General features: G+C 72.7%; 19 protein-coding genes. 6 read left to right on the top strand and 13 right to left on the bottom strand.

Annotated features, from left to right (window positions below):
- Window positions 1–8 precede the first annotated feature (8 nt).
- From ACFYL6_RS28175 to ACFYL6_RS28145, 7 genes are all read right to left on the bottom strand, one after another.
- Entirely contained in the window at window positions 9–620 is a 612-nt protein-coding gene (locus tag ACFYL6_RS28175; RefSeq protein WP_387175764.1) for a malonic semialdehyde reductase, read from the bottom strand.
- Entirely contained in the window at window positions 617–1177 is a 561-nt protein-coding gene (locus tag ACFYL6_RS28170) for a flavin reductase family protein (RefSeq protein ID WP_387175762.1), read from the bottom strand. Before ACFYL6_RS28170 ends, ACFYL6_RS28175 begins: the two co-directional genes overlap by 4 nt.
- Complete coding sequence (locus ACFYL6_RS28165) at window positions 1174–2508, bottom strand: LLM class flavin-dependent oxidoreductase (protein WP_387175759.1); 1335 nt, start codon at window positions 2506–2508, stop codon at window positions 1174–1176. Before ACFYL6_RS28165 ends, ACFYL6_RS28170 begins: the two co-directional genes overlap by 4 nt.
- 11 nt (window positions 2509–2519) lie before the next feature.
- Complete coding sequence (locus ACFYL6_RS28160) at window positions 2520–3386, bottom strand: ABC transporter permease (protein WP_387175757.1); 867 nt, start codon at window positions 3384–3386, stop codon at window positions 2520–2522.
- Window positions 3379–4224, bottom strand: a complete 846-nt coding sequence (locus tag ACFYL6_RS28155; RefSeq protein WP_387175755.1) for an ABC transporter ATP-binding protein — start codon at window positions 4222–4224, stop codon at window positions 3379–3381. The genes ACFYL6_RS28160 and ACFYL6_RS28155 overlap by 8 nt, the downstream gene beginning before the upstream one ends.
- Entirely contained in the window at window positions 4221–5252 is a 1032-nt protein-coding gene (locus ACFYL6_RS28150) for an ABC transporter substrate-binding protein (RefSeq protein WP_387175753.1), read from the bottom strand. The genes ACFYL6_RS28155 and ACFYL6_RS28150 overlap by 4 nt, the downstream gene beginning before the upstream one ends.
- A 131-nt stretch (window positions 5253–5383) precedes the next feature.
- Window positions 5384–5461 (bottom strand): putative leader peptide, encoded by a 78-nt coding sequence (locus ACFYL6_RS28145; protein WP_349881247.1) that lies wholly within the window; start codon window positions 5459–5461, stop codon window positions 5384–5386.
- A gap of 248 nt (window positions 5462–5709) precedes the next feature.
- Between ACFYL6_RS28145 and ACFYL6_RS28140 the strand changes: the two genes are divergently transcribed.
- Window positions 5710–5889 carry a DUF4236 domain-containing protein gene (locus ACFYL6_RS28140; protein ID WP_030333600.1) on the top strand — a complete coding sequence of 60 codons (180 nt, stop codon included), beginning with the start codon at window positions 5710–5712 and terminating at the stop codon, window positions 5887–5889.
- A gap of 231 nt (window positions 5890–6120) precedes the next feature.
- Here ACFYL6_RS28140 and ACFYL6_RS28135 read toward each other — a convergent pair whose 3' ends face one another.
- Window positions 6121–7005 (bottom strand): hypothetical protein, encoded by an 885-nt coding sequence (locus ACFYL6_RS28135; protein ID WP_387175750.1) that lies wholly within the window; start codon window positions 7003–7005, stop codon window positions 6121–6123.
- Window positions 7006–7029: 24 nt separating this feature from the next.
- Window positions 7030–7551: a VOC family protein gene (locus ACFYL6_RS28130; RefSeq protein ID WP_387175748.1), complete on the bottom strand. Its 522-nt coding sequence runs from the start codon at window positions 7549–7551 to the stop codon at window positions 7030–7032.
- A gap of 49 nt (window positions 7552–7600) precedes the next feature.
- Between ACFYL6_RS28130 and ACFYL6_RS28125 the strand changes: the two genes are divergently transcribed.
- Together ACFYL6_RS28125 and ACFYL6_RS28120 are read left to right on the top strand one after the other, a co-directional pair.
- Window positions 7601–8062: a MarR family winged helix-turn-helix transcriptional regulator gene (locus ACFYL6_RS28125; protein WP_238657451.1), complete on the top strand. Its 462-nt coding sequence runs from the start codon at window positions 7601–7603 to the stop codon at window positions 8060–8062.
- A gap of 57 nt (window positions 8063–8119) precedes the next feature.
- Window positions 8120–9829: a tetratricopeptide repeat protein gene (locus ACFYL6_RS28120; protein ID WP_387175746.1), complete on the top strand. Its 1710-nt coding sequence runs from the start codon at window positions 8120–8122 to the stop codon at window positions 9827–9829.
- Between the two features lie 148 nt (window positions 9830–9977).
- Here ACFYL6_RS28120 and ACFYL6_RS28115 read toward each other — a convergent pair whose 3' ends face one another.
- Both ACFYL6_RS28115 and ACFYL6_RS28110 read right to left on the bottom strand, forming a co-directional pair.
- A complete protein-coding gene (locus tag ACFYL6_RS28115) occupies window positions 9978–11588 on the bottom strand; it encodes an ATP-binding protein (protein WP_387175892.1) in 1611 nt (536 codons plus the stop codon).
- A gap of 44 nt (window positions 11589–11632) precedes the next feature.
- Window positions 11633–12289 carry a response regulator transcription factor gene (locus tag ACFYL6_RS28110; protein ID WP_387175744.1) on the bottom strand — a complete coding sequence of 219 codons (657 nt, stop codon included), beginning with the start codon at window positions 12287–12289 and terminating at the stop codon, window positions 11633–11635.
- A 96-nt stretch (window positions 12290–12385) separates the two neighbouring features.
- Between ACFYL6_RS28110 and ACFYL6_RS28105 the strand changes: the two genes are divergently transcribed.
- Complete coding sequence (locus ACFYL6_RS28105) at window positions 12386–13510, top strand: outer membrane lipoprotein carrier protein LolA (RefSeq protein ID WP_387175742.1); 1125 nt, start codon at window positions 12386–12388, stop codon at window positions 13508–13510.
- Window positions 13511–13579: 69 nt separating this feature from the next.
- Here ACFYL6_RS28105 and ACFYL6_RS28100 read toward each other — a convergent pair whose 3' ends face one another.
- Entirely contained in the window at window positions 13580–14206 is a 627-nt protein-coding gene (locus ACFYL6_RS28100; RefSeq protein ID WP_387175740.1) for an SGNH/GDSL hydrolase family protein, read from the bottom strand.
- Between the two features lie 147 nt (window positions 14207–14353).
- Here ACFYL6_RS28100 and ACFYL6_RS28095 point away from each other — a divergent pair, with 147 nt between their 5' ends.
- Window positions 14354–16648: a HelD family protein gene (locus ACFYL6_RS28095; protein WP_387175738.1), complete on the top strand. Its 2295-nt coding sequence runs from the start codon at window positions 14354–14356 to the stop codon at window positions 16646–16648.
- Window positions 16649–16703: 55 nt separating this feature from the next.
- On the opposite strand, the gene ACFYL6_RS28090 is transcribed toward ACFYL6_RS28095, so the two are convergent.
- Window positions 16704–17123 (bottom strand): hypothetical protein, encoded by a 420-nt coding sequence (locus ACFYL6_RS28090; RefSeq protein WP_387175736.1) that lies wholly within the window; start codon window positions 17121–17123, stop codon window positions 16704–16706.
- Between the two features lie 191 nt (window positions 17124–17314).
- Here ACFYL6_RS28090 and ACFYL6_RS28085 point away from each other — a divergent pair, with 191 nt between their 5' ends.
- A complete protein-coding gene (locus tag ACFYL6_RS28085) occupies window positions 17315–19357 on the top strand; it encodes a glycerophosphodiester phosphodiesterase family protein (RefSeq protein WP_387175734.1) in 2043 nt (680 codons plus the stop codon).
- The last annotated feature ends 124 nt before the right edge of the window (window positions 19358–19481 follow it).

Here is a 19481-nt window from a genome sequence, read left to right as displayed (position 1 = left end):
GGGCCGGCTCACAGCGTCCACACCACCTCCTCGGTGCTGAGCCGGGGCAGCCGCTGCTCCCAGGCGTCCGGGCCGGGGTGGCCCACGTTGAGCAGCAGCAGTGCCTCGTGCCGCCCGTCGGGGAAGAACTCGCGGGTCACCCCGGTCGCGTCGAACCCGGCCATCGGCCCGGCGGCCAGCCCGGCGGCGCGTACGCCCACCAGCAGGTAACCGATCTGGAGGGTCGCGCTCAAGCGGGCCTGCTCGGCGCGGCTCGGACGGTCGCTCAGCCAGTCCCGGGCCTGCGGACGGTGCGGGTACAGCTCGGGCAGCCGCTCGTGGAAGTCCACGTCGGCGGCGAGCACCGCCACCAGCGGCGCGCTGGCCGTCTTCGCCCGGTTGCGCGACGAGACGTACGGCAGCAGCCGCGCCCGCGCCGCCGCCGAGCGGAGCAGCAGCACCCGCAGCGGCTGCCCGTTGTACGCGGTCGGCCCGTACCGGATCAGGTCGTGGATCGCCGCGACCTGGGCGTCGGTGACCGGTTCGTCGGTGAACGTGTTGGCCGTGCGGGCCGCCCGGAACAGCAGGTCCTGGGCGGCCCGGTCCAACGCGAGCAGGTCGGCCGTGGTGACTGCGCTCACGGTGAGACGGCGGTGGTGTAGCCGCCCCGGTGGTGCACCAGTGGCGCGCCGTCGCCACCGTCGCCGAGCGCCAGCGGCTCGGCGATCACCAGCGTGTGGTCGCCGGCCGGGACCCGGTGCACCACCCGGCAGAGCAGCCGGGCCAGCACCCCGTCGAGCAGTGGCACCCCGAACGGTCCGGACGTCCAGTCCGGGTACGCGGCGAACCGGTCGATGCCGCTGGTCGCGAAGACCGTGGCGGCCTCCCGCTGCCCGGCGCCCAGCAGGTGCACGGCGACGTGCTCGGCCCGAGCCAGCACCGGCCAGCTCGACGAGCCCGTCCCCAGGCAGAACGAGACGAGCGGAGGATCCAGCGACACCGACGTGAACGAGGTCGCGGTGAAGCCCGCCCGGATGGGTGCGCCGATCCCGCCCAGGCAGGCGGGGTCGGTGCCGCGGGCGACCGCGGTGACCACTGTGACGCTGGTGGCCTGCCGGCGCAGCAGAGCGCGGAACAGGTCCCGGTTCACCGGTCGCAGCTCGGCGATGTCCGCCCTCGGTCGCTCCACGGTGGTCATGCCGGCACCAGGGCCGACGCGGCGTACGCGCTGTCCGGTCGGGGCAGGCCGTAGTGCTCGCGCAGCGTCCGACCGGTGTACTCGGTGCGGAACAGCCCACGGGAGCGCAGCACCGGCACCACGTGGTCGACGAAGTCGGCGAGCCCGCCGGGCAGGTGCGGCGGCATGATGTTGAACCCGTCGGCCGCGCCCTGGGTGAACCACAGCTCGATCTGGTCGGCGACCTGCTCCGGCGTACCGGCGACGACCCGGTGACCCCGGCCGCCACCGAGCCGGCCGATCAGCTGGCGGATGGTGAGCTGTTCCCGGCGGGCCAGCTCGGTGACGAGCTGGTAGCGGCTCTGGTGGGCCTGCACGGTGCCGGCGGCTGGCAGCTCCGGCAGCGGCCCGTCCAGCGGCAGGCCGGTCAGGTCGATGCCGAGCATCCCGGAGAGCTGGGCCAGGGCGTAGTCGGGGACGATCAGCTCCTCCAACTCGGCGGCGAGCGCCTGTGCCTCGGCCTCGGTGCCTCCGAGCACCGGCGCGATGCCGGGCAGGACCTTCACCAGGTCCGGGTCCCGGCCGGCGGCGGTGACCTGCCGGCGCAGCTCGGCGTAGAAGCTCTGCCCGTCGGCGAGGGTCTGCTGCGCGGTGAAGACCGCCTCGGCGTAGCGGGCGGCGAAGGCGATCCCGTCCGGCGACGACCCGGCCTGAACCAGCAGCGGTCGGCCCTGCGGCCCCCGGGGGATGTTCAGCGGGCCACGGACCTGGAACTCCGGCCCGCGGTGCGCCACCTCGTGCACCCGGTCGGTGTCGGCGAACACCCCGGCCGTGGTGTCGAAGACCAGCGCGTCGTCCTCCCAGCTGTCCCAGAGCTTGATCGCCACGTCGACGAACTCGGCGGCCCGCCGGTACCGGTCGGCGTGCTCGGGGTGGCTGTCCCGGTTGAAGTTGACCGCCTCCCGCTCCTGCGCCGAGGTGACGATGTTCCAGCCGGCCCGGCCGCCGCTGAGGTGGTCCAGCGAGGCGAACTTGCGGGCGACGTGGAACGGCTCGTTGTAGGTGGTGGAGACGGTCGCGATGAGCCCGATGTGCTCGGTCACCGCGGCGAGCGACGCGAGCAGGGTCAGCGGCTCGAAGGCCGCCTGGATGTTGTGCCGGGGGTTCGGCCCGACCGAGAGACCGTCGGCGAGGAACAGCGAGTCGAGGGTGCCACGTTCGGCGATCCGGGCCAGCTCCTGGAAGTGCCGTACGTCGGTGACCCGACGCGGGTCGGTGCGGGGGTGCCGCCAGGCGGCCTCGTGGTGGCCGACGCCCATCAGGAACGCGTTGAGGTGCAGGGTGCGGGTCATTGGTGTCCGTCCTATCCGGCAGAGACGTCGACGCGCCAGGTGGAGAAGCGACGTTCGAGGGCGACGAGGAGCTGGTTGACGACCAGACCGATGGCGGAGATCGTGATGATCCCGGAGTACATGTCGGCGATCGCGAAGTTGTACTGCGCGTAGTTGATGAGGTAACCGAGCCCAGCCTTCGCGCCGACCATCTCGGCCGCGACCAGCACCAGGATCGAGTACGCCCCGGCCAGCCGGACGCCGGTGAAGATGGTCGGCACCGCGGCCGGCAGGATCACCTTCTGGAACAGCCGCAGGTGGTTGAGCCCCATCGAGCGGGCCGACCGGATCAGCAGCGGGTCGACGCCCTTCACCCCGGCGATGGTGTTCAGCAGGATCGGCCAGGAGCACGCGTACAGCACCAGGGCGATCTTGGAGGTCTCCCCCAGGCCGAGGATGAGCACGAACACCGGCAGCAGGGCCAGCGCGGCGGTGTTGCGGAACACCTCCAGCAGTGGGCTGAGCAGCTCGGCGAGCGGCCGGTACCAGCCGATCAGCAGCCCGAGCGGGATGGCGGTGAGCACCGCCAGGCCGAGCCCGGCCAGCGACCGGGTGAGGCTGGCTCCCACGTGCTCGGCGAGCTGCCCGCTGCGCAGCAACTCCCACCAGGCCACCAGCACCTCGGACAGCGGGGGCAGGAAGACGCGGTCCACCAGCCCGAGCCGGGGTGCGCCCTCCCAGATCGCGGCCAGCGCGGCGATGGCAACGGTGCGGTGCAGCACCTTCGCGCCGACGCCGAGCAGTCGGCCGGCGCGACCGGGAGCGGCACTGTCAGCCGTCGACCGGGGCACGGTGGGTGGGCCGGCGAGTCGGGCGGGACGTTCGGCGATGTCAACCAACGCGGGCCTCCTCGGGGTGGCGGACGCCGGTGCCCTCGGCCGCCTGGGCGGCCCGCACCTCGTCACGCAGCAGGGTCCAGATCTGGTGGCGGTGGTGGCGGAACGCGTCGGTGGAGCGGACGTCCTCGACCGCGTCCCGGTCGCCGAGGTCGATGTCGATGACCTGCTTGAGCCGCCCGGGCCGGGACGTCAGCACCGCCACCCGCTGACCCAGGTAGACCGCCTCGTCGATGCCGTGGGTGATGAACACGATCGTCTTGCCGGTGCGGGCCCAGATCCGCACCAGCTCGTCCTGCAACGAGTCGCGGGTCTGCGCGTCCAGGGCGGCGAACGGCTCGTCCATCAGCAGCACGTCCGGGTCGTACGCGAGGCTGCGGGCGATGGCCACCCGCTGCTTCATCCCGCCGGACAGTTCGTGCGGGTAGCGGTCGGCGAACCCGCGCAGCCCCACCAGGTCGAGGTGGTGCTCGATCAGCGCGGCGCGCTCGGCCCGGGGCACCCCCTTGGCCTCCAGACCGAACGCGACGTTGCCCGCAGCGGTGCGCCAGGGCAGCAGCGCGTACTGCTGGAAGACGATGCCCCGGTCCAGCCCGGGACCGGTGACGGGCCGACCGTCGACGAGCACCTGCCCGGCGGTCGGCTGGGTGAGCCCGCCGAGCAGGTCGAGCAGGGTGGACTTGCCGCAGCCGCTGGGGCCGACGACGACCAGGAACTCGCCGGGGCGTACCCCCAGGGTGACCTCGTCGAGCGCGGTGACCGCGCCGGCGCCGCCACGCCGGCTGGCGCGGACCGGGAAGGTCTTGCTCACCCGATCGAAGAGGATCTTGTCGGTGCTCACGCGCTGCCCCCGTCCACGAACGGGTTGAACCGGTTGGTGTAGATGTCGCCGGGCTTCGGACGGTCGCCCTTGAGCTCGCCCTCGGCGGCGAGCCAGTCGATCCAGGTGCCGAACTCCTGCTCGCCGATCACGCCGCCGCGGCCGGCGACGCCGCTGCTCTTCCAGTACGCGACAAGCGACGGGTCCTCGTTGCGACCGCGTTTGCCGATGATGTCGCGCATCCGGGCGACCACTGTCTCCCGGGGTTGGGTACGGGCCCACTCGATGGCCTTGCCGACCCCGGTGACGAACGCCTTGACCGTCTCCGGGTTGCGCTTGATGAAGTCGTCGCGGAAGACGTAGGTGCCGCCGCTGAAGGCGCCGAGCAGCTCGTAGTCGGTGAAGATGGTGCGGATGCCGCCGCCGGCGACCGCCTTGTCCCGGATCACCCCACCGAGCACCGCGACGTCGATCTGCCGCTGCCGCAGCGACTGCTCGGTGTTGACAGGTGGCAGGGCGACCAACTCGACCTGCTTGATCTCGGCGGGGGTGAGACCACCGCGGGCGAGCCAGGTCTTGAGCACGGCCTCGGCGTGCGCGCCGAGGGTGTTCATGCCGACCTTCTTGCCGATCAGGTCCCGGGGGCTGCGGATCGGGCTGTCGTCGAGCACGTAGTAGCCCTGGAAGGTCTGCGCGTCCGAGCCGTAGTAGCTGACCACGGCGGTGATCGGGGCGTTGGCGGCGGCCAGCTTGACGATGGCGCCGTTGAACGCGCCGCCGAAGTCGCTCTGCCCGGTGGCCGTGGCCTGGATGTCCTGTGGGCCACCGGTGACGTTGCCGATCCACTTGAGCTTGACGTCACCCAGGTAGCCGAGGTCGGCGGCGAGTTCGGGGAGGGTGACCTGGCCGACCGAGCCCTGGTAGCGCAGCTCGCTGGCCTGGGCGCCGCCGGCTGCGGCGTCACCGCCGCAACCGGCCGAGGCGGTGAGCACGACCAGGGCGGCAACGGCGGCGAGGGTACGCAGAACGGCACGACGGGGTGGGGACATGAGGAGTCTCCTGATCTGTCCACGATGGGAGCGGGGACGCCCGGATGAGGGCGTGCGGGCACGCTGCTCCGCGTTGAGCGGGCGGGCGGTGAGAGTGCGGCGCTGGAGCCGAGCCGGATGGACCGGTCAGCTCAACAGAGCGCGCTCGCGTGCCGGACCAGGTCGACGTGCACACGAGCGGTGAGGAGAAGCTCATCCCGCTGCGACATGACCCCATGCTGCCCGCGATCGGAACGAGCGGTCAACGGCCTTCCAGAAGATGAGACTTCTATCGCTGCCGATGTTACGAACCGCCCCGAGCAGCGTTTACCGTGCCGCAACACCTATCTGGTGGATAGGGATTGCGGCCGGTGCTGGGCGACCGTCCAGGGCGGACGGCGAGAGGGTTTCAAAAGTTGTCGGTTCGGGCATGTTCGATCTCGACACGGCAGGGAACGGTGACGAGGGGAGACCTCCGATGGGCCTCATGTTTCGCAAGCGCAAGAAGTACGGTCCGATCATCCTGAACTTCACCGAGAACGGCTTCTCCTCGTGGAGCATCAAGATCGGTCGCTGGTCCTGGAACTCCAAGGCACGTGCGCACCGGGTCGACCTGCCGGGTCCGCTGAGCTGGAAGCAGGACAAGTCCCGGTCGTAAGCATCCCGGGAGTCGAGCGGGGTGCCGGTGATTCACCGGCACCCCGCTCGGCGTCTGCCCCGCCCCGGCTCGGCTCGGCTCGGCTCGGCTCGGCTCGGCTCGGCTCGGCTCGGCTCGGCTCGGCTCGGCTCGGCGATCTTGCAGTTTCTGTCGCCGTTTTGCGTGGAATAACCCTTACGCCGGAGCAGAAAGTGCAAGATCGCGGGGGTGCGGGGGTGGGGTGGGGGGCGCTCAGCGTGCCACGGTGATGATCTCGTCGCCGGCCAGCCGCCCGGACTCGCGTTCACGCCGCACGGCACCGGCGTCCAGCAGGTCGACGAGCGCCTGGTTGGCGTCGGCGGCTCGGTAGACGGTCGCGGTGAGGGTGTGCCGGCGCAGCTCGGTGACCGGCCGTGGCCCGCCCGCCCGCAACTCGGCCAGCAGCTCGTGGCTCAGCGGTTCGAGGTCGGGGTCGCCGACCACGTCGACAGTCGTGCCGGTCGGGTCGAGCGGGTCGCGGTAGCGCACGCCGAGGTCCGCGCCGACCGCCCAGAGCGCGTCGCGGACCGCCTCCAGACTCCGGTCGGAGCGGCTGCCGAACGCGATCACACCGGCCGCCTCGCCGCCGGGCAGCACCGGTGCGACCTCGGCGACCAGGGGAAAGCCTGCGGAGACGAGCACGTCTCGGGCGCTGTCGGCGGTGTGCAGCAGCAGCTCTCCGGTCCGGCCGTTGGTCGCGGCGGTGAGCAGCTTCGGCGTCACCGCGCCGGGCAGGTCCACGAAGGAGAACAGCGGCGCGCCCGCCGCCCCGGCGGCCTTCACCGCGACCGGCAGCCGGTACGCGTCGCCGGGCAGCAGATGCACTGTGACCTCGGCGGGCAGCTCCGCCTCGATCGGGCCGAGTCGGGCCGGCAGGTCGGCGGCGGCATCGGCCAGCACCAGCACCGTCACCTGCCGACCGCGGACCTGGTCGCCGTGCGTGGCGACCAGGCGCAGCGCGGCCTCCGCGCTGCCCGCGTCGGCGCCCGCGAGGGCAATGGTGGCCCGCCGGGAGCGGTGCAGGGCCGCGGGCAGCCAGGTCGTCAACTGGCGGACCAGCAGCTCGCGGAGGAAATCAGTGGTCCGGTCGGTCGGCATCGGTCCGTTCTACCGTACGGGCGGTCAGGCCGGGACGGAGATCCCCACCCCGCCCCGGGTCTGCCCGCCGTAGCGCCGCCGCTCGGCGTCCAGGTCGAGCCGACCGATCTGCTTGCGGGCGGCCAGCGCGGTGTCGTCGAGCAGTTCGGCCGGGATCAGCCAGACCACCTCGAACTCCAGGCCGTCCGGGTCCTTGCCGTAGAGGCTCTTGGTCGTGCCGTGGTCGGAGGTGCCGACCAGTGCGCCGGCCGCGACGAGCCGCTCGGCGGTGGCGGCCAGCTCGTCGAGCGTGTCCACCTCCCAGGCGAGGTGGTAGAGGCCGACGGTGGACCGACCGGCGGTCGACCGCCCGGCGCCCGCGCCCACCTCGAAGAGGCCGAGGTCGTGGTCGTTGGTGGAGTCGGGGGCCTGCAGGAAGGTGGCGCCCCGGAAGCCGTCCGGGGTCATCGCCACCGGGCGGAAGCCCAGCACCTCGCGGTAGAACGCGACGCTGCGGGCGAGGTCACTGACGTAGAGGACCGCGTGGTTGAGCCGGTGGATACCCATGACCCGAGGCTAGCGCGGTTTAGTTGAACATTCAACCATCGGGAGTATGATGGCTGCCATGACCCGCTGGCTGGACCCCGACGAGCAGCGCACGTGGCGCGCGTACCTCACCGCCTCCCGGGTGCTGATGGACACTCTCGACCGCGAGCTGCAACGCGAAGCGGGCATGCCGCACGCGTACTACGAGATCCTGGTCCAGCTCTCCGAGGCCCCCGGCCGCCAACTGCGCATGAGCCAGCTGGCCCAGGCGGCGGGGTCGTCCCGCAGCCGGCTCTCACACGCCGTGGCCCGGCTGGAGGCCGCCGGCTGGGTGCGCCGCGAGGACTGCCCGACCGACCGGCGCGGGCAGATCGCGCTGCTCACCGACGAGGGTTTCGCCACCCTCGCGGCCGCCGCACCCGGCCACGTCGAGGGTGTACGCCGACACCTGTTCGACGCGTTGAGCCCCGCCCAGGTCGACCAGCTACGCCGAATCAGCGAGACCCTGGCCGAGCACCTGACCGGATCCTGACCAATCGACACCGGCGCGGGTCTTGTACTTACCGTCGTCGGATGAGCACGATGGGGCGTGTCTTCCGGCTTCGGTGAACTGACTGATCAGGCGCACCACCTCGTGTCCTCCGGCGATCTTGCCGGCGCACAGCAGTTGCTGTCCGACGCGCTCACCGACGCCGACCCCCGCCCGGCCAACGCCACCCCCGAGCTGGCCGAGGCGGCCAGCCTCCAGGCGCGGGTGCTGATCGCCCTCGGTGAGCCGCACTCGGCCCGCGGGTGGGCGGCCTTCGCGTACGCGGCCACCACCCGCCTGCACGGCCGCGCCGACCCGCGCACGGTGGCCGCCGCGGCGACCCTGGCCGCGGTGCTGCACCGCGTCGGCAGCCACTCCCGGGCGGCGCGGCTCTACCAGGAAGTCATCATCGAGCTGACCGCGCAGGACGGCCCGGAGTCGCTGCGGGTGCTCGCCGCGCACGCCGACCTGGCCACCGTCGAGTACGCGCGCGGCCAGTGCACGGTGGCCCGCGACCGCCTCCAGGACGCCTGGGAGCTGCACCGCGAGGTGTACGGCGACGGGCACCCCAGCGGCATCAAGATGCTGGCGCGGCTCGGGGCGATGCAGCGCGACTGCGGGCAGTTCGCCGAGGCACACGACAACCTGGCCCTCGCCCGTGAGCTGTGCCGGCAGCACCTGCCCGCCGACGACCCGCTGGCCGCCCAGGTGGCGGCCCTGGCACGGGCGGCGGCAAACCCCGACCACGCCTGCGCCGACAACCCGCCCACGGCCCGCGACACGCCGGTAGTGCCGGCCGCCCGCGTCCCACCGCACGGCGACGGGCCGGCCGAATCCGGCTACCACCCGCCGGCAGCCGCGACCCACCACGCCGGGGCGGTGCCGAACCCCCGGCTGCCCTCCGACGAAGCGGTCGGATCGACGGGCGGCCGATGGTCGACCGAACCGGTGGACGAGCCCTCGCCCCACCCCACCGACCCTCCGGTGCCCCCGTCGGTGGTCGGGCTGGCCGGCGGCACGGAGGAGCAGCCCGGGGTGTACCGGCTGCACCGCCCCGCCGCCCCCACCGACCCGTACGCACCATCCGACCCGTACCAGCCGTCCGACCCGCACGCGTCGTCCAACCCGTACCCGGCGTCCAACCCGTACACGCCGTCCGACCCGTACGCGGCGTCCAACCCGTACCCGGCGTCCGAGCCGCACGCGCGGGCGGACCCGTACGCGGCGGTCGAGCCGTACACGCCGTCGCGACTGCTGCCGGTGCCGGTGCACCGCGCCCAGCCGGAGCAGCGCAACCGGCTGGTGCCGGTCCTGGTGGCCGGCGTGGTCGTGGTGCTCCTCGGCGCGGCGGCGGTGATCGCCGGGGTGGCCCGGGTCGACGGTGACGACGAGCCGACCCCGCCGCCGGCCAGCGCCTCCCCCACCGCCGGCGCGCCGGCCAGCAGCGCGCCCGCCCCGGGCGGCTCGGCGCCCACGTCGGCCGCCGCCGCGGCGCCGCCCGGCACCCCACCCAGCGCGGTGACCCTGCGCGACACCCGGGACAGCATCGCGCTGAACTGGACCTACCCGGCCGGCAGCGAGGGCCCGGTGGTCATCGCCGGCGGCCGCACCGGCCAGGCCCACAACATCTTCGCGACGCTGCCGGCCGGCACCACCAGCTTCGTCATCTACGCGCTCAACCGCACCAACGACTTCTGCTTCACCGTCGCCGTCGCCTGGTCCACCGACACCGTGGCCCGGTCCAAGCAGGTCTGCACCCGCCGCCGCTGACCCACCAGCCGCATCCGCCAGCAACGCCCCGCCAACCTCTGTGCACCACCTCGGATGACCAGCTGAAACGTCGCGGGCCGCCGCTTCGACACGCGCGGCTGAGCAGCACGTCACGTAGCTGTCGCCCCCGCGGGTGCGGAGCAAAGGGTCATCGGTGGGCGGCCCGGGGCAGGTCGCCGTCACGGGCCGTCGACCTGTGGCCGTCCTCGGTGAGCAATGCCGGCAGCAGCAGGCACACCCGTAGCCCTCGCTGCTCTGGCGCGTCGGTCAGGGTGATGGTGCCGCCCGCGCGCCGCACCAACTCCCGGACGATGGCCAGCCCCAGGCCGGCGCCCCCGTCGTCGCGGGCCCGTCCGTCATCCAGCCGGGTGAACCGGTCGAAGACCCGCTCCCGGTCCGCCACCGGGACGCCCGGGCCGTCGTCGGTCACCGTCACCAGGTGGTACGCCCCGACGCCAGGCCCGACCGTCGCCCCCACCGTCGCCCCCGCTCGCGCCGTCGCCGCCGCCAACGTTGTCGTTGTCGCCGTCGCCGCTCCCGCCGACGCCGCCGTCGCCCCCGCCGCAGCCCTCGTTGTCGCCCTCGTTGTCGCTGTCGCCGCCCCCGCCGGCGCCCCCGCCGCTCCCGCCGTCGCCGCAGCCGTCGTTGTCGACGTCGCCTCGGCGGCGAGCACGACACTGCCGTGGGCGTGCCGTACCGCGTTGTCGACGAGGTTGGCCAGCACGCGACGCAGCTCCTCGACGGTGCCGATCGTCCAGAGCGGGCCCGCCGGCAGCGTCACCCGCACCGGCGGCGACGGGTAGCGGGCGGCGACCTCGGTCAGCAACGCGCCCAGCTCCACCGGGCCGGTCCCCCGGGCCAGCGGAGCCTCGTCCAGTCGGGCCAGCAGCAGGAGATCGTCGACCAGGCGGCTCAGCCGGTCGGTGTCGGCGAGCAGGTTGGCGGTCACCGCCGTCCAGTCCGTCCGGTCGGCGAGGCGCTGGGCCACCTCCAGCTCCGTCCGGATGTTGGTCAACGGGCTGCGCAGCTCGTGTGCGGCGTCGGAGACGAAGGCCCGCTGCCGGACGCGGGCGGATTCCAGCCGGTCCAGCATGCCGTTGAGGGTGACCGCCAGACGGTGGATCTCGTCAGCCGACGCCGGCACCGGCAGCCGGCCGGTGCCGGCCCTCCCGGTGATCTCCTCGGCGCCTCGACGTAACGCCTCGACCGGCCGCAGGGTCGCGCCCACCACCCGCCACGCCACCCCGGCCAGCACGGCCACCAGCAGCGGGAACGCCACCAGCAGGATGGTCCGGACCACGTGGGTGCTGTGCCGCACGTCGGCCATCGAGCGGGCGACCAGCACGGTGAGCGGGTCGGCCGCGCTGCCGGCGGGTACGGCGACCACCCGGACCGGGCCGACGAGCCCGACCCGTTCGGCCGGCACCTCCAACCGCTGCCGGCCGTCGCGGTTCAGTCGCTCCGGGCGGACCATCGGCACCAGGCGGTCGGCGTCGATCGAGGCCGCCCGGATCCGCCCCTGCCCGTCGATGACCTGCACGCGGACCTGCCCGCCGGCCACCGGCAGCGGGTCGGGTAGCGCGTCCTCGGCGGCGAGCAGGGCGACCGCGTCGGCGGTGCGGAACGCCTCGGTGTCGACAGTGCGCTGGAGCACGAAGCCGAGCGCGCCGAGCAGCACCACGCCGCCCAGGGCCAGCCCGATGGTGAGGCCGACCACGCCGATCGCCATGAGCCGCCCGCGCAGCCCGAGGACCGGCATCCGGCCGGGCCAGGCCCGACGGGTGGGTGCTGGGCCGTCGGCGATCACGTCGCCAGCCGGTAGCCGGCGCCCCGGACCGTCTCCAGTCGGTCCCGGCCGAGCTTGCGGCGCAGGTAGCCGACGTACACCTCGACGGCGTTCGGCGCGGTCTCCAGGCTCGCGTCCCAGACGTGGTCCAACAACTCGATCTTGGAGATGACCTGGCCCGGCCGACGCATCAGGTAGTCCAGCAGCGCGAACTCCCGTGCGGTCAACGCCACCTCGGCGTCCGCCCGGGTCACCCGTCGGCGGGCCGGGTCCAGCCGCAGGTCACCGACCGCCAGCACGGTCGGGCGCTCCGGCGCGCCCCGACGCAGCAACGCCCGCAACCGGGCCAGCAGCACCACGTACGAGAAGGGTTTGGTCAGGTAGTCGTCGGCGCCGCAGTCGAGGCCGTCGGCCTGGTCGTACTCGCCGTCCTTGGCGGAGAGCATCAGCACCGGCAACCAGTGCTGCTCCGTGCGCAACCGCCGGACCAGCTCGTACCCGGAGAGGCCGGGCAGCATCACGTCGAGGATCATGGCGTCGTACCCGCCGTGCCGGGCCGCGTCCAGGCCGGCCGGACCGTTTGCCGCCACGTCGACCGCGAACCCTTCCGCCTGGAGGCCGCGTTGCAGGGCAGCCGCCAACCGGGTCTCGTCCTCCACCACCAGCACCCGCACAGCTCAAGGGTGCCACCCGGGTCAAAGGGCGCGGTTCGGTGTCCTCAGCGCGTTCACAGCACCGAGGGGGCAGGATGGCAGGCAGGAGGTGCCACCATGTCCGTTCTGAGAAGCCGTCCCGTCCTTCGTTGGCTGGTCCCGGCCACCGCGGCCGTCGCCGTCATCGGCGGGGGTGCGGCGGTCGGCACGTTCGCCGCCGAGGCCGAGCCGAGCCTGCCGCCCCGAACCGCCGCTCAGCTCCTGGTCGACCTGCAGACATCCCGGCTGGAGGGGTTGTCCGGGACCGTGGTGCAACGCGCCGATCTCGGTCTGCCGCCCCTCGTCGGGCTGGTTCCCGGCAACGAGCTGACCACCCTGCTGACCGGCACCCACACCCTGCGGGTCTGGTATTCCGGTCCGGACAAGCAGCGGGTCGCGCTGGTGGACACCCTGGGCGAGCAGGACATCATCCGCAACGGCCGGGACCTGTGGACGTGGCAGAGCCGCACCAACAACGCCACCCACCGCACGTTGGGCGACGAAGCCGGGGCCTGGAAGCCCGCCCCCGAACCGGCAGCGAGCCTGCCGGCTACCCCGCAGCAGGCCGCCGACCTGGCGTTGGGCGCGATCGACCCGAGCACCGAGGTCAGCGTCGGCCGGTCGGCGACCGTCGCCGGTCAGGACGCGTACGAGTTGGTGCTCCAGCCGCGTGACCGTGACTCACTGGTGCACCAACTGCGGATCGCCATCGACGCCAAGCAGCACGTGCCGCTGCGCTTCGAGGTGCTCGCGAAGGGCAGCGACCGGCCGGCGTTCGAGGTGGCCTTCACCCAGGTCGACTACCGCCGCCCCGACGCCGACCAGTTCACCTTCAACCCGCCGCCCGGCGTGACGGTCAGCGAGGAGAAGGCCGAGCGGCCGGCCGCCGGTAAGCCCGGCCACGCCGAACCGGCGGGTGACCCGCAGGTACGCGCGGTCGGCACCGGCTGGACGACCGTGCTGGTCGGCCGCCTGGACGGTGCGCTCGGCGGGAAGCCCGCGAAGCCGGCCGCCCCTCCGGCCGGCGCCGCAGAGGGCATGGACATGTCGAAGCTGCTCGGCGGGCTGCCGGCGGTCAGTGGTGACTGGGGCAGCGGACGGCTCTTCAGCAGCAAACTGTTCACCGTGCTGCTCACCGACGACGGCCGGGTGCTCGCCGGAGCGGTGACGCCGGAGCGGCTCTACCAGGCCGCGCGCGGCTGATCTCCGTGGTGTCCGCGCCGGGTCGACCTGACGGTCGGCCCGGCGCTTCGCTGTGGGTCAGGCCCGGGGTCAGGAGACGCCGAGGGCGCTGAGGTACGCGTCGGCGAGGACCGCGTGGCCGGGCAGGTGCGGGTGGACCCGGTCGTCGGCCCAGCGCGTCGCCGGGCTCACCGCCAGCACCCGGTCGAACGCCGCCTGGTTGGCCACGTGCACCGCGTCGAACTCGGCGGCCAGACCCGCCACGACGGCCGCGTACCGGTCGGTGTCGGCGCGTTGCGGGACGCTCCGGTCGGCCTCGATGAAGAACGGGTCACCGAGGATCAGTCGACAGCCGGTGGCGCTGACCGCCCGCCGGAGCAGGTCACGCAGGGTGCGCTCGTACTCCTCGATGCCGACGGCCTCTTCCGGCCGGTCGCCGTAGTGTCGCCAGATGTCGTTGATGCCGATCAGCACCGCGAGCCAGTCGGGGCGCTCGGCGATGGCGTCGTCGTCCCAGCGGGCGGCCAGGTCCCGTACCGTGTCACCGCCCACACCCCGGTTGACCCACTCCAGCTCCAACTCGGGGTGCCGGGCGTCGACCAGGGCGCGCACGAGGCTCACATATCCGCTGCCGTAGGGCGCGGCGACGTCGCGTCGACCACAATCGGTGATGCTGTCCCCGATGAAGACCACCCGTTGGCCGGTCCGCAGGATCATCCGCCGTCACCTCGCGATCACCGGCGCGCCGGCCCGCCCGGCTTGGTGACAACCGGCGGAACGCGCTATCTTCAACAGTTCCAAGGGCACAAAAAAGAACGGCTAAAAGCCGTTCCTGCAAAGGATTCTAATCTTTAGGGAGACGGCTTGTCAAGGCACTCCGGCGGTTCCGGCGAATTGCCGCTCGACGACGAGATCGGTCGCGAGCAGGAGTACGTCTCGATGCTCTACAACCGGCTGGACGAGCTGCGTGAACAGGCCGCCCACCGGCTCACCGCCGAGCTGCACAACACCGGCGGCACCCTCCAGGACCGCTCGCAGCGCGACAGCTCGGTAGCGATGTACGCCGATCAGGTCGAACAGTTCTCCGCCGTGGAGAACGGGCTCTGCTTCGGCCGTCTCGACGGCGACGACGACTCCCGCCGCTACATCGGGCGGATCGGCATCTTCGACACCAGTGGTGACTACGACCCGCTGCTGATGGACTGGCGGGCCCCCGCCGCCCGCCCGTTCTACCTCGCCACCGCCGCGAACCCGCAGGGCGTACGCCGCCGCCGGCACCTGCGCACCCGGCAGCGCAAGGTGACCGGGCTCAACGACGAGGTGCTCGACATCGACACCGCCTCCCCCGGCGCCCACGAGGAGCTGACCGGTGAGGCGTCACTGCTCGCCGCGCTCAACGCGGGGCGTACCGGCCGGATGCGCGACATCGTCGAGACCATCCAGGCCGAACAGGACGAGATCATCCGCGCGGAGCTTCCGGGCGTGATGGTGGTCCAGGGCGGCCCCGGCACCGGCAAGACCGCGGTCGCGCTGCACCGGGCGGCGTACCTGCTCTACACGCACCGCCGGGAACTCTCCAGCCGGGGCGTGCTGCTGGTCGGCCCGAACGCGACCTTCCTGCGCTACATCTCCCAGGTGCTGCCGACGCTGGCCGAGACCGGCGTGCTGCTGCGTACCCAGGGTGATCTCTTTCCCGGGGTGAGCGCCCAACGGACCGAGCCGGCCGAGACCGCGGCGCTGAAGGGCCGGGCGGTGTTGGCCGAGGTGTTGGCGCTGGCGGTACAGGACCGGCAGTGGGTGCCGGACGAGCCGCTGGAGATCGAGGTCGAGCGGGAGACGCTGACCCTCGACCCGGAGATCGTGCGGGCCGCCCGGGACCGGGTCCGCCGCGCCGACCGACCGCACAACCTGGCCCGGGCGCTGTTCGACGTGGAGATCGTGCACGCGCTCGCCGAGCAGGTGGCCGAACGGATCGGCGCCGACCCGCTCGGCGGGGACAACCTCCTCGACGAGGCGGACCGGGCCGAGATCCGCCGGGAACTGCGCGAGGAGTCGGAGATCCAGGCCGCCCTCGACCAGTTGTGGCCGGTGCTCACCCCGCAGCGGCTGCTCGCCGACCTGTACGCCGACCCGGACCGGATCGCCGCCGCCGCCCCGATGCTCAGCGAGGACGAGCGGGCGTTGCTGCGGCGCGAGCGCGGTGGCTGGACGCCGGCCGACGTACCGCTGCTGGACGAGGCCGCCGAACTGCTCGGCGAGGACGAACGCGCCGCCGCCGCCCGGCGGGACCGGATCCGGATGATGGAACGGGAGTACGCCGAGGGCGTGCTCGAGATCGCCCGGGGTTCCCGCTCGATCGACGTCGAGGACGAGGCCGAGGGCGGTGAGATCCTCGGCGTCACCGACCTGATCGACGCGGACCGGCTGCTGGAACGGCAGGAGGAGGCCGACCGGCTGACCACCGCCCAGCGGGCCGCCGCCGACCGCACCTGGGCGTTCGGCCACGTCATCGTGGACGAGGCGCAGGAGCTGTCGCCAATGGCCTGGCGACTGCTGATGCGCCGCTGCCCGAGCCGGTCGATGACGATCGTCGGCGATGTGGCGCAGACCGGCGCACTCAGTGGCACGCCCTCCTGGGCGGACGCCCTCGCCCCGTACGTCGAGCAGCGGTGGCGGCTCACCGAGCTGACGGTCAGCTACCGCACCCCGGCCGAGATCATGGCGGTCGCCGCCGACGTCCTGGCCGAGATCGACCCGGCGCTGCGGCCCCCGCGCTCGGTGCGCGAGAGCGGCGTACCCCCGTGGGACCGCACGGTGCCCGACGGGCGGTTGGCGGCGGAACTGGTCGCCGAGGCCACCCGGGAGGCGGCCGGGCTGACCGAGGGCCGGCTCGGGGTGCTCGTGCCGGCCGGCCGGGTGGGTGAGTTGGGCGCGGCGGTGACCGCCGCGCTGCCCGAGGCCGCCGTCGGCGAGCATCCGGAGCTGGAGAGCCGGGTGGTGGTGCTGACCGTCGCGCAGGCCAAGGGGTTGGAGTTCGACTCGGTGCTGGTGGTCGACCCGGACCGGATGGTGGCCGAGTCCCCACGCGGACGCAGCGACCTGTACGTAGCCCTGACCCGCGCCACCCAACGCCTGGGAGTCCTCCGCACGGCGAGCTGACCACGAAACCCGCCGTCCCCACCGAGTTGTCGCTCGGCGGGGACGGCGGGTGGGGTCAGTCGTTGGATTTGTCCCTGATGGACTTTGCCGGGCCCGTTGCGGAGGTGGACTGGTCGCTGGTGCCACCGCCCATCGGGGTGCTGAGGCCGCCGGTGGTGGCATCGCCGGTCGTGGTCGGCGCGACCTTGCCCGGGTGACGCTCCGGCTGTCGGGCCACCCGGCGTACGCTCGCCGGCCCGGCGGTGCCGCCGGTGGTGGTCACCGCCCCCTGCCCGCCGACGGGGCCGCCGTCGCGCAGCACCTGTGGGTCGATCCGTTCGTGTGCCGGATCGAGCGGGTCATCGCGCTGGATCTGGCTCTCCACATCGGTGCGGGGCACCGTCACCTCGTCGAGGGCACCCTTGCCGTACACGCCGCCGGCGATCCGATCCTCGGCCTCGCGGGCGGCATCCTGCCGCATGTCGTCCTCACGCACGTCCATCACCTCGCAGAAGCTGTGGAACTGACTGCGTGCCCGACCACCGGCCGACCAAACCCGGCGTGACCGGGAGGTCGTCCACCGCGGTTCACCGTCGCGCCGCCCGCTGGCCGCCTGCCCGCAGCCCGAGATGTCCATGCTGTCCCGCGACCGGTGGGAGATGCCCGCCGGCAGGAGGGGATGACAGCGTGCGCACAGTACGCCGTACCGCCGTCGCGGCCCTGGTGGCCGCGACGGTGACGACCGGGCTCGCGGTGCCCGCCCAGGCGAAGCCGCGACCGGACCGGACATTCGACGTGCAGGCCCACCGGGGTGGCCTCGGGCTGCGGGTGGAGAACACCCTCGCCTCCTTCGGCAACGCCCTCCAGCTCGGGGTGAGCACCCTCGAACTGGACGTGCAGATCACCGAGGACGGCCAGGCCGTCGTCACCCACGACCGCAAGGTCACCGGCACCAAGTGCGTCGACACCACCCCGGTGACGCCCGGCGACCCGGAGTTCCCGTACGTCGGGAAGTACATCAACACGCTCAGCCTGGCCCAGGTGCGCACGCTCGACTGCGGCTCCAAGACGCTGTCGGACAAGCCCCGCCAGCTCGCCGTCCCGGGTGCCCGGATGCCCCTGCTGCGTGAGGTCTTCGCGCTTGTCAACCGGTACCAGGCGAAGGACGTGAAGCTCAACGTCGAGACCAAGGTCGAGGCGGGCGCGCCGACCGAGACCGCCCCCCGCGAGCAGTTCGTCCGGGTCACCGCGGCCGAGATCCGCGCCGCCGGGCTGCTCAAGCAGGTCACCATCCAGAGCTTCGACTGGGGCGCGCTGATGCGCATGCGTCAGGTCGAGCCGAAGCTGCCGCTGGTCGCCCTGACCAACTACGACTTCCTGCAGACCGGGCAGCCGGGTGCCTCGCCGTGGCTGGGCGGGCTGGACGTCGACGACTTCGGTGGCGACCCGATCAAGGCGATCCGCAGTTTCGGCGCCAGCGCCTTCTCGCCGGTGCACGGGTTCCCGCAGAACGGCACGGTCACCGACCCGGGCTACAAGCCGTACGTCACGAAGGAGATGGTCGCCCAGGCGCACCGCTACGGGATCAAGGTGATCCCGTGGACGGTCGACGACGTGCCGACCATGACGAAGCTCATCGACGACGGCGTGGACGGCATCATCACCGACTACCCGGACCGGCTGCGCGGCCTGCTGGCGCAGCGCGGTTACCGGTTGCCGAAGGCGTACACCGCGCCGTTCGACATCCAGGCGCACCGCGGCGGCCGGGCCACCCGGCCGGAGAACACCCTGCCGGCGTTCGCGAACGCGCTGTCCAACCGGGCCATCTCCACCCTGGAACTGGACACCGGCGTCACCGCCGACGGCAAGCTCGTGGTGCTGCACGATCGCACCGTCAACGGGTCGCACTGCGTCGACACCGCCCCGGTGCGCCCGGGAGACCGGATGTACCCGTACGTGGGTAAGCCGGTGCACGACCTGACCCTGGCGCAGCTGAAGACCGTCGACTGCGGCACGAAGACGCTGCCCGAGCTGCCCGCCCAGGTGCCCGCGCCCGGTGCCCGGATTCCGACCCTGGACGAGGTCTTCGCCCTGGTGAAGGCGAGTGGCCGCACCGACATCGGAATGAACATCGAGACGAAGATCAGCCCGGTGGTGAACGACACGGAGCCGTACCGCAGCTTCACCCGCATGCTCGTCGACGCGATCCAGCGGGCCGGCTTCACCAGCCGGGCCACCATCCAGTCGTTCGACTGGCGCACCATCACGTACGCCCGGCAGCTCGACCGGCGGATCGGCACGGTCGGCCTGGTCTGGCAGTACGGTCCGGCCGAGTGCGCGACCCTCGCCGACGAGTGCTCCCTGGAGGCGGTCTACGGCGACCCGTCGGTGAAGAGCCCGTGGACCGGTGGACTGGACTGGTGGAAGTACCAGGACCTCGGCAAGCTGACCCGGGCCGCGGGCGCTGGAACGGTGTCCGCCAACTGGCAGGTGCACGACCCGAAGCAGGGCACTGTCGCCTCGACCGACTGGTACCTGCGGGAGAACCCGGCATACTTCCACGGGCCGGACGTTCGGACCCTGCAGACGCGGTACGACCTGAAGGTGATCCCGTACACCGTCGATGACGCGACGGTGATGCAGCGGGTCATCGACCTCGGCGTCGACGGCATCATCACCGACGACCCCGGCCTTCTGGTGAGCGTGGCGATCCGCAACGGCCTGCGCTGACCCGTCGACCATCCGATCGCCGGCCGGATTTTTCCGGCCGGCGATCGGTGTTACCTGCTCCGGGGCCTCGGGTAGTCGGGGGGTGTCCCCGCCGTGAAAGCGAACCGTGCCGTGGCCGACACGC

This window comes from Micromonospora sp. NPDC007208, from assembly GCF_042869175.1.
In the GTDB taxonomy this organism is placed as follows: Bacteria; Actinomycetota; Actinomycetes; order Mycobacteriales; family Micromonosporaceae; genus Micromonospora; species Micromonospora foliorum.
This window is presented reverse-complemented; position numbering and strand designations above follow the sequence as displayed.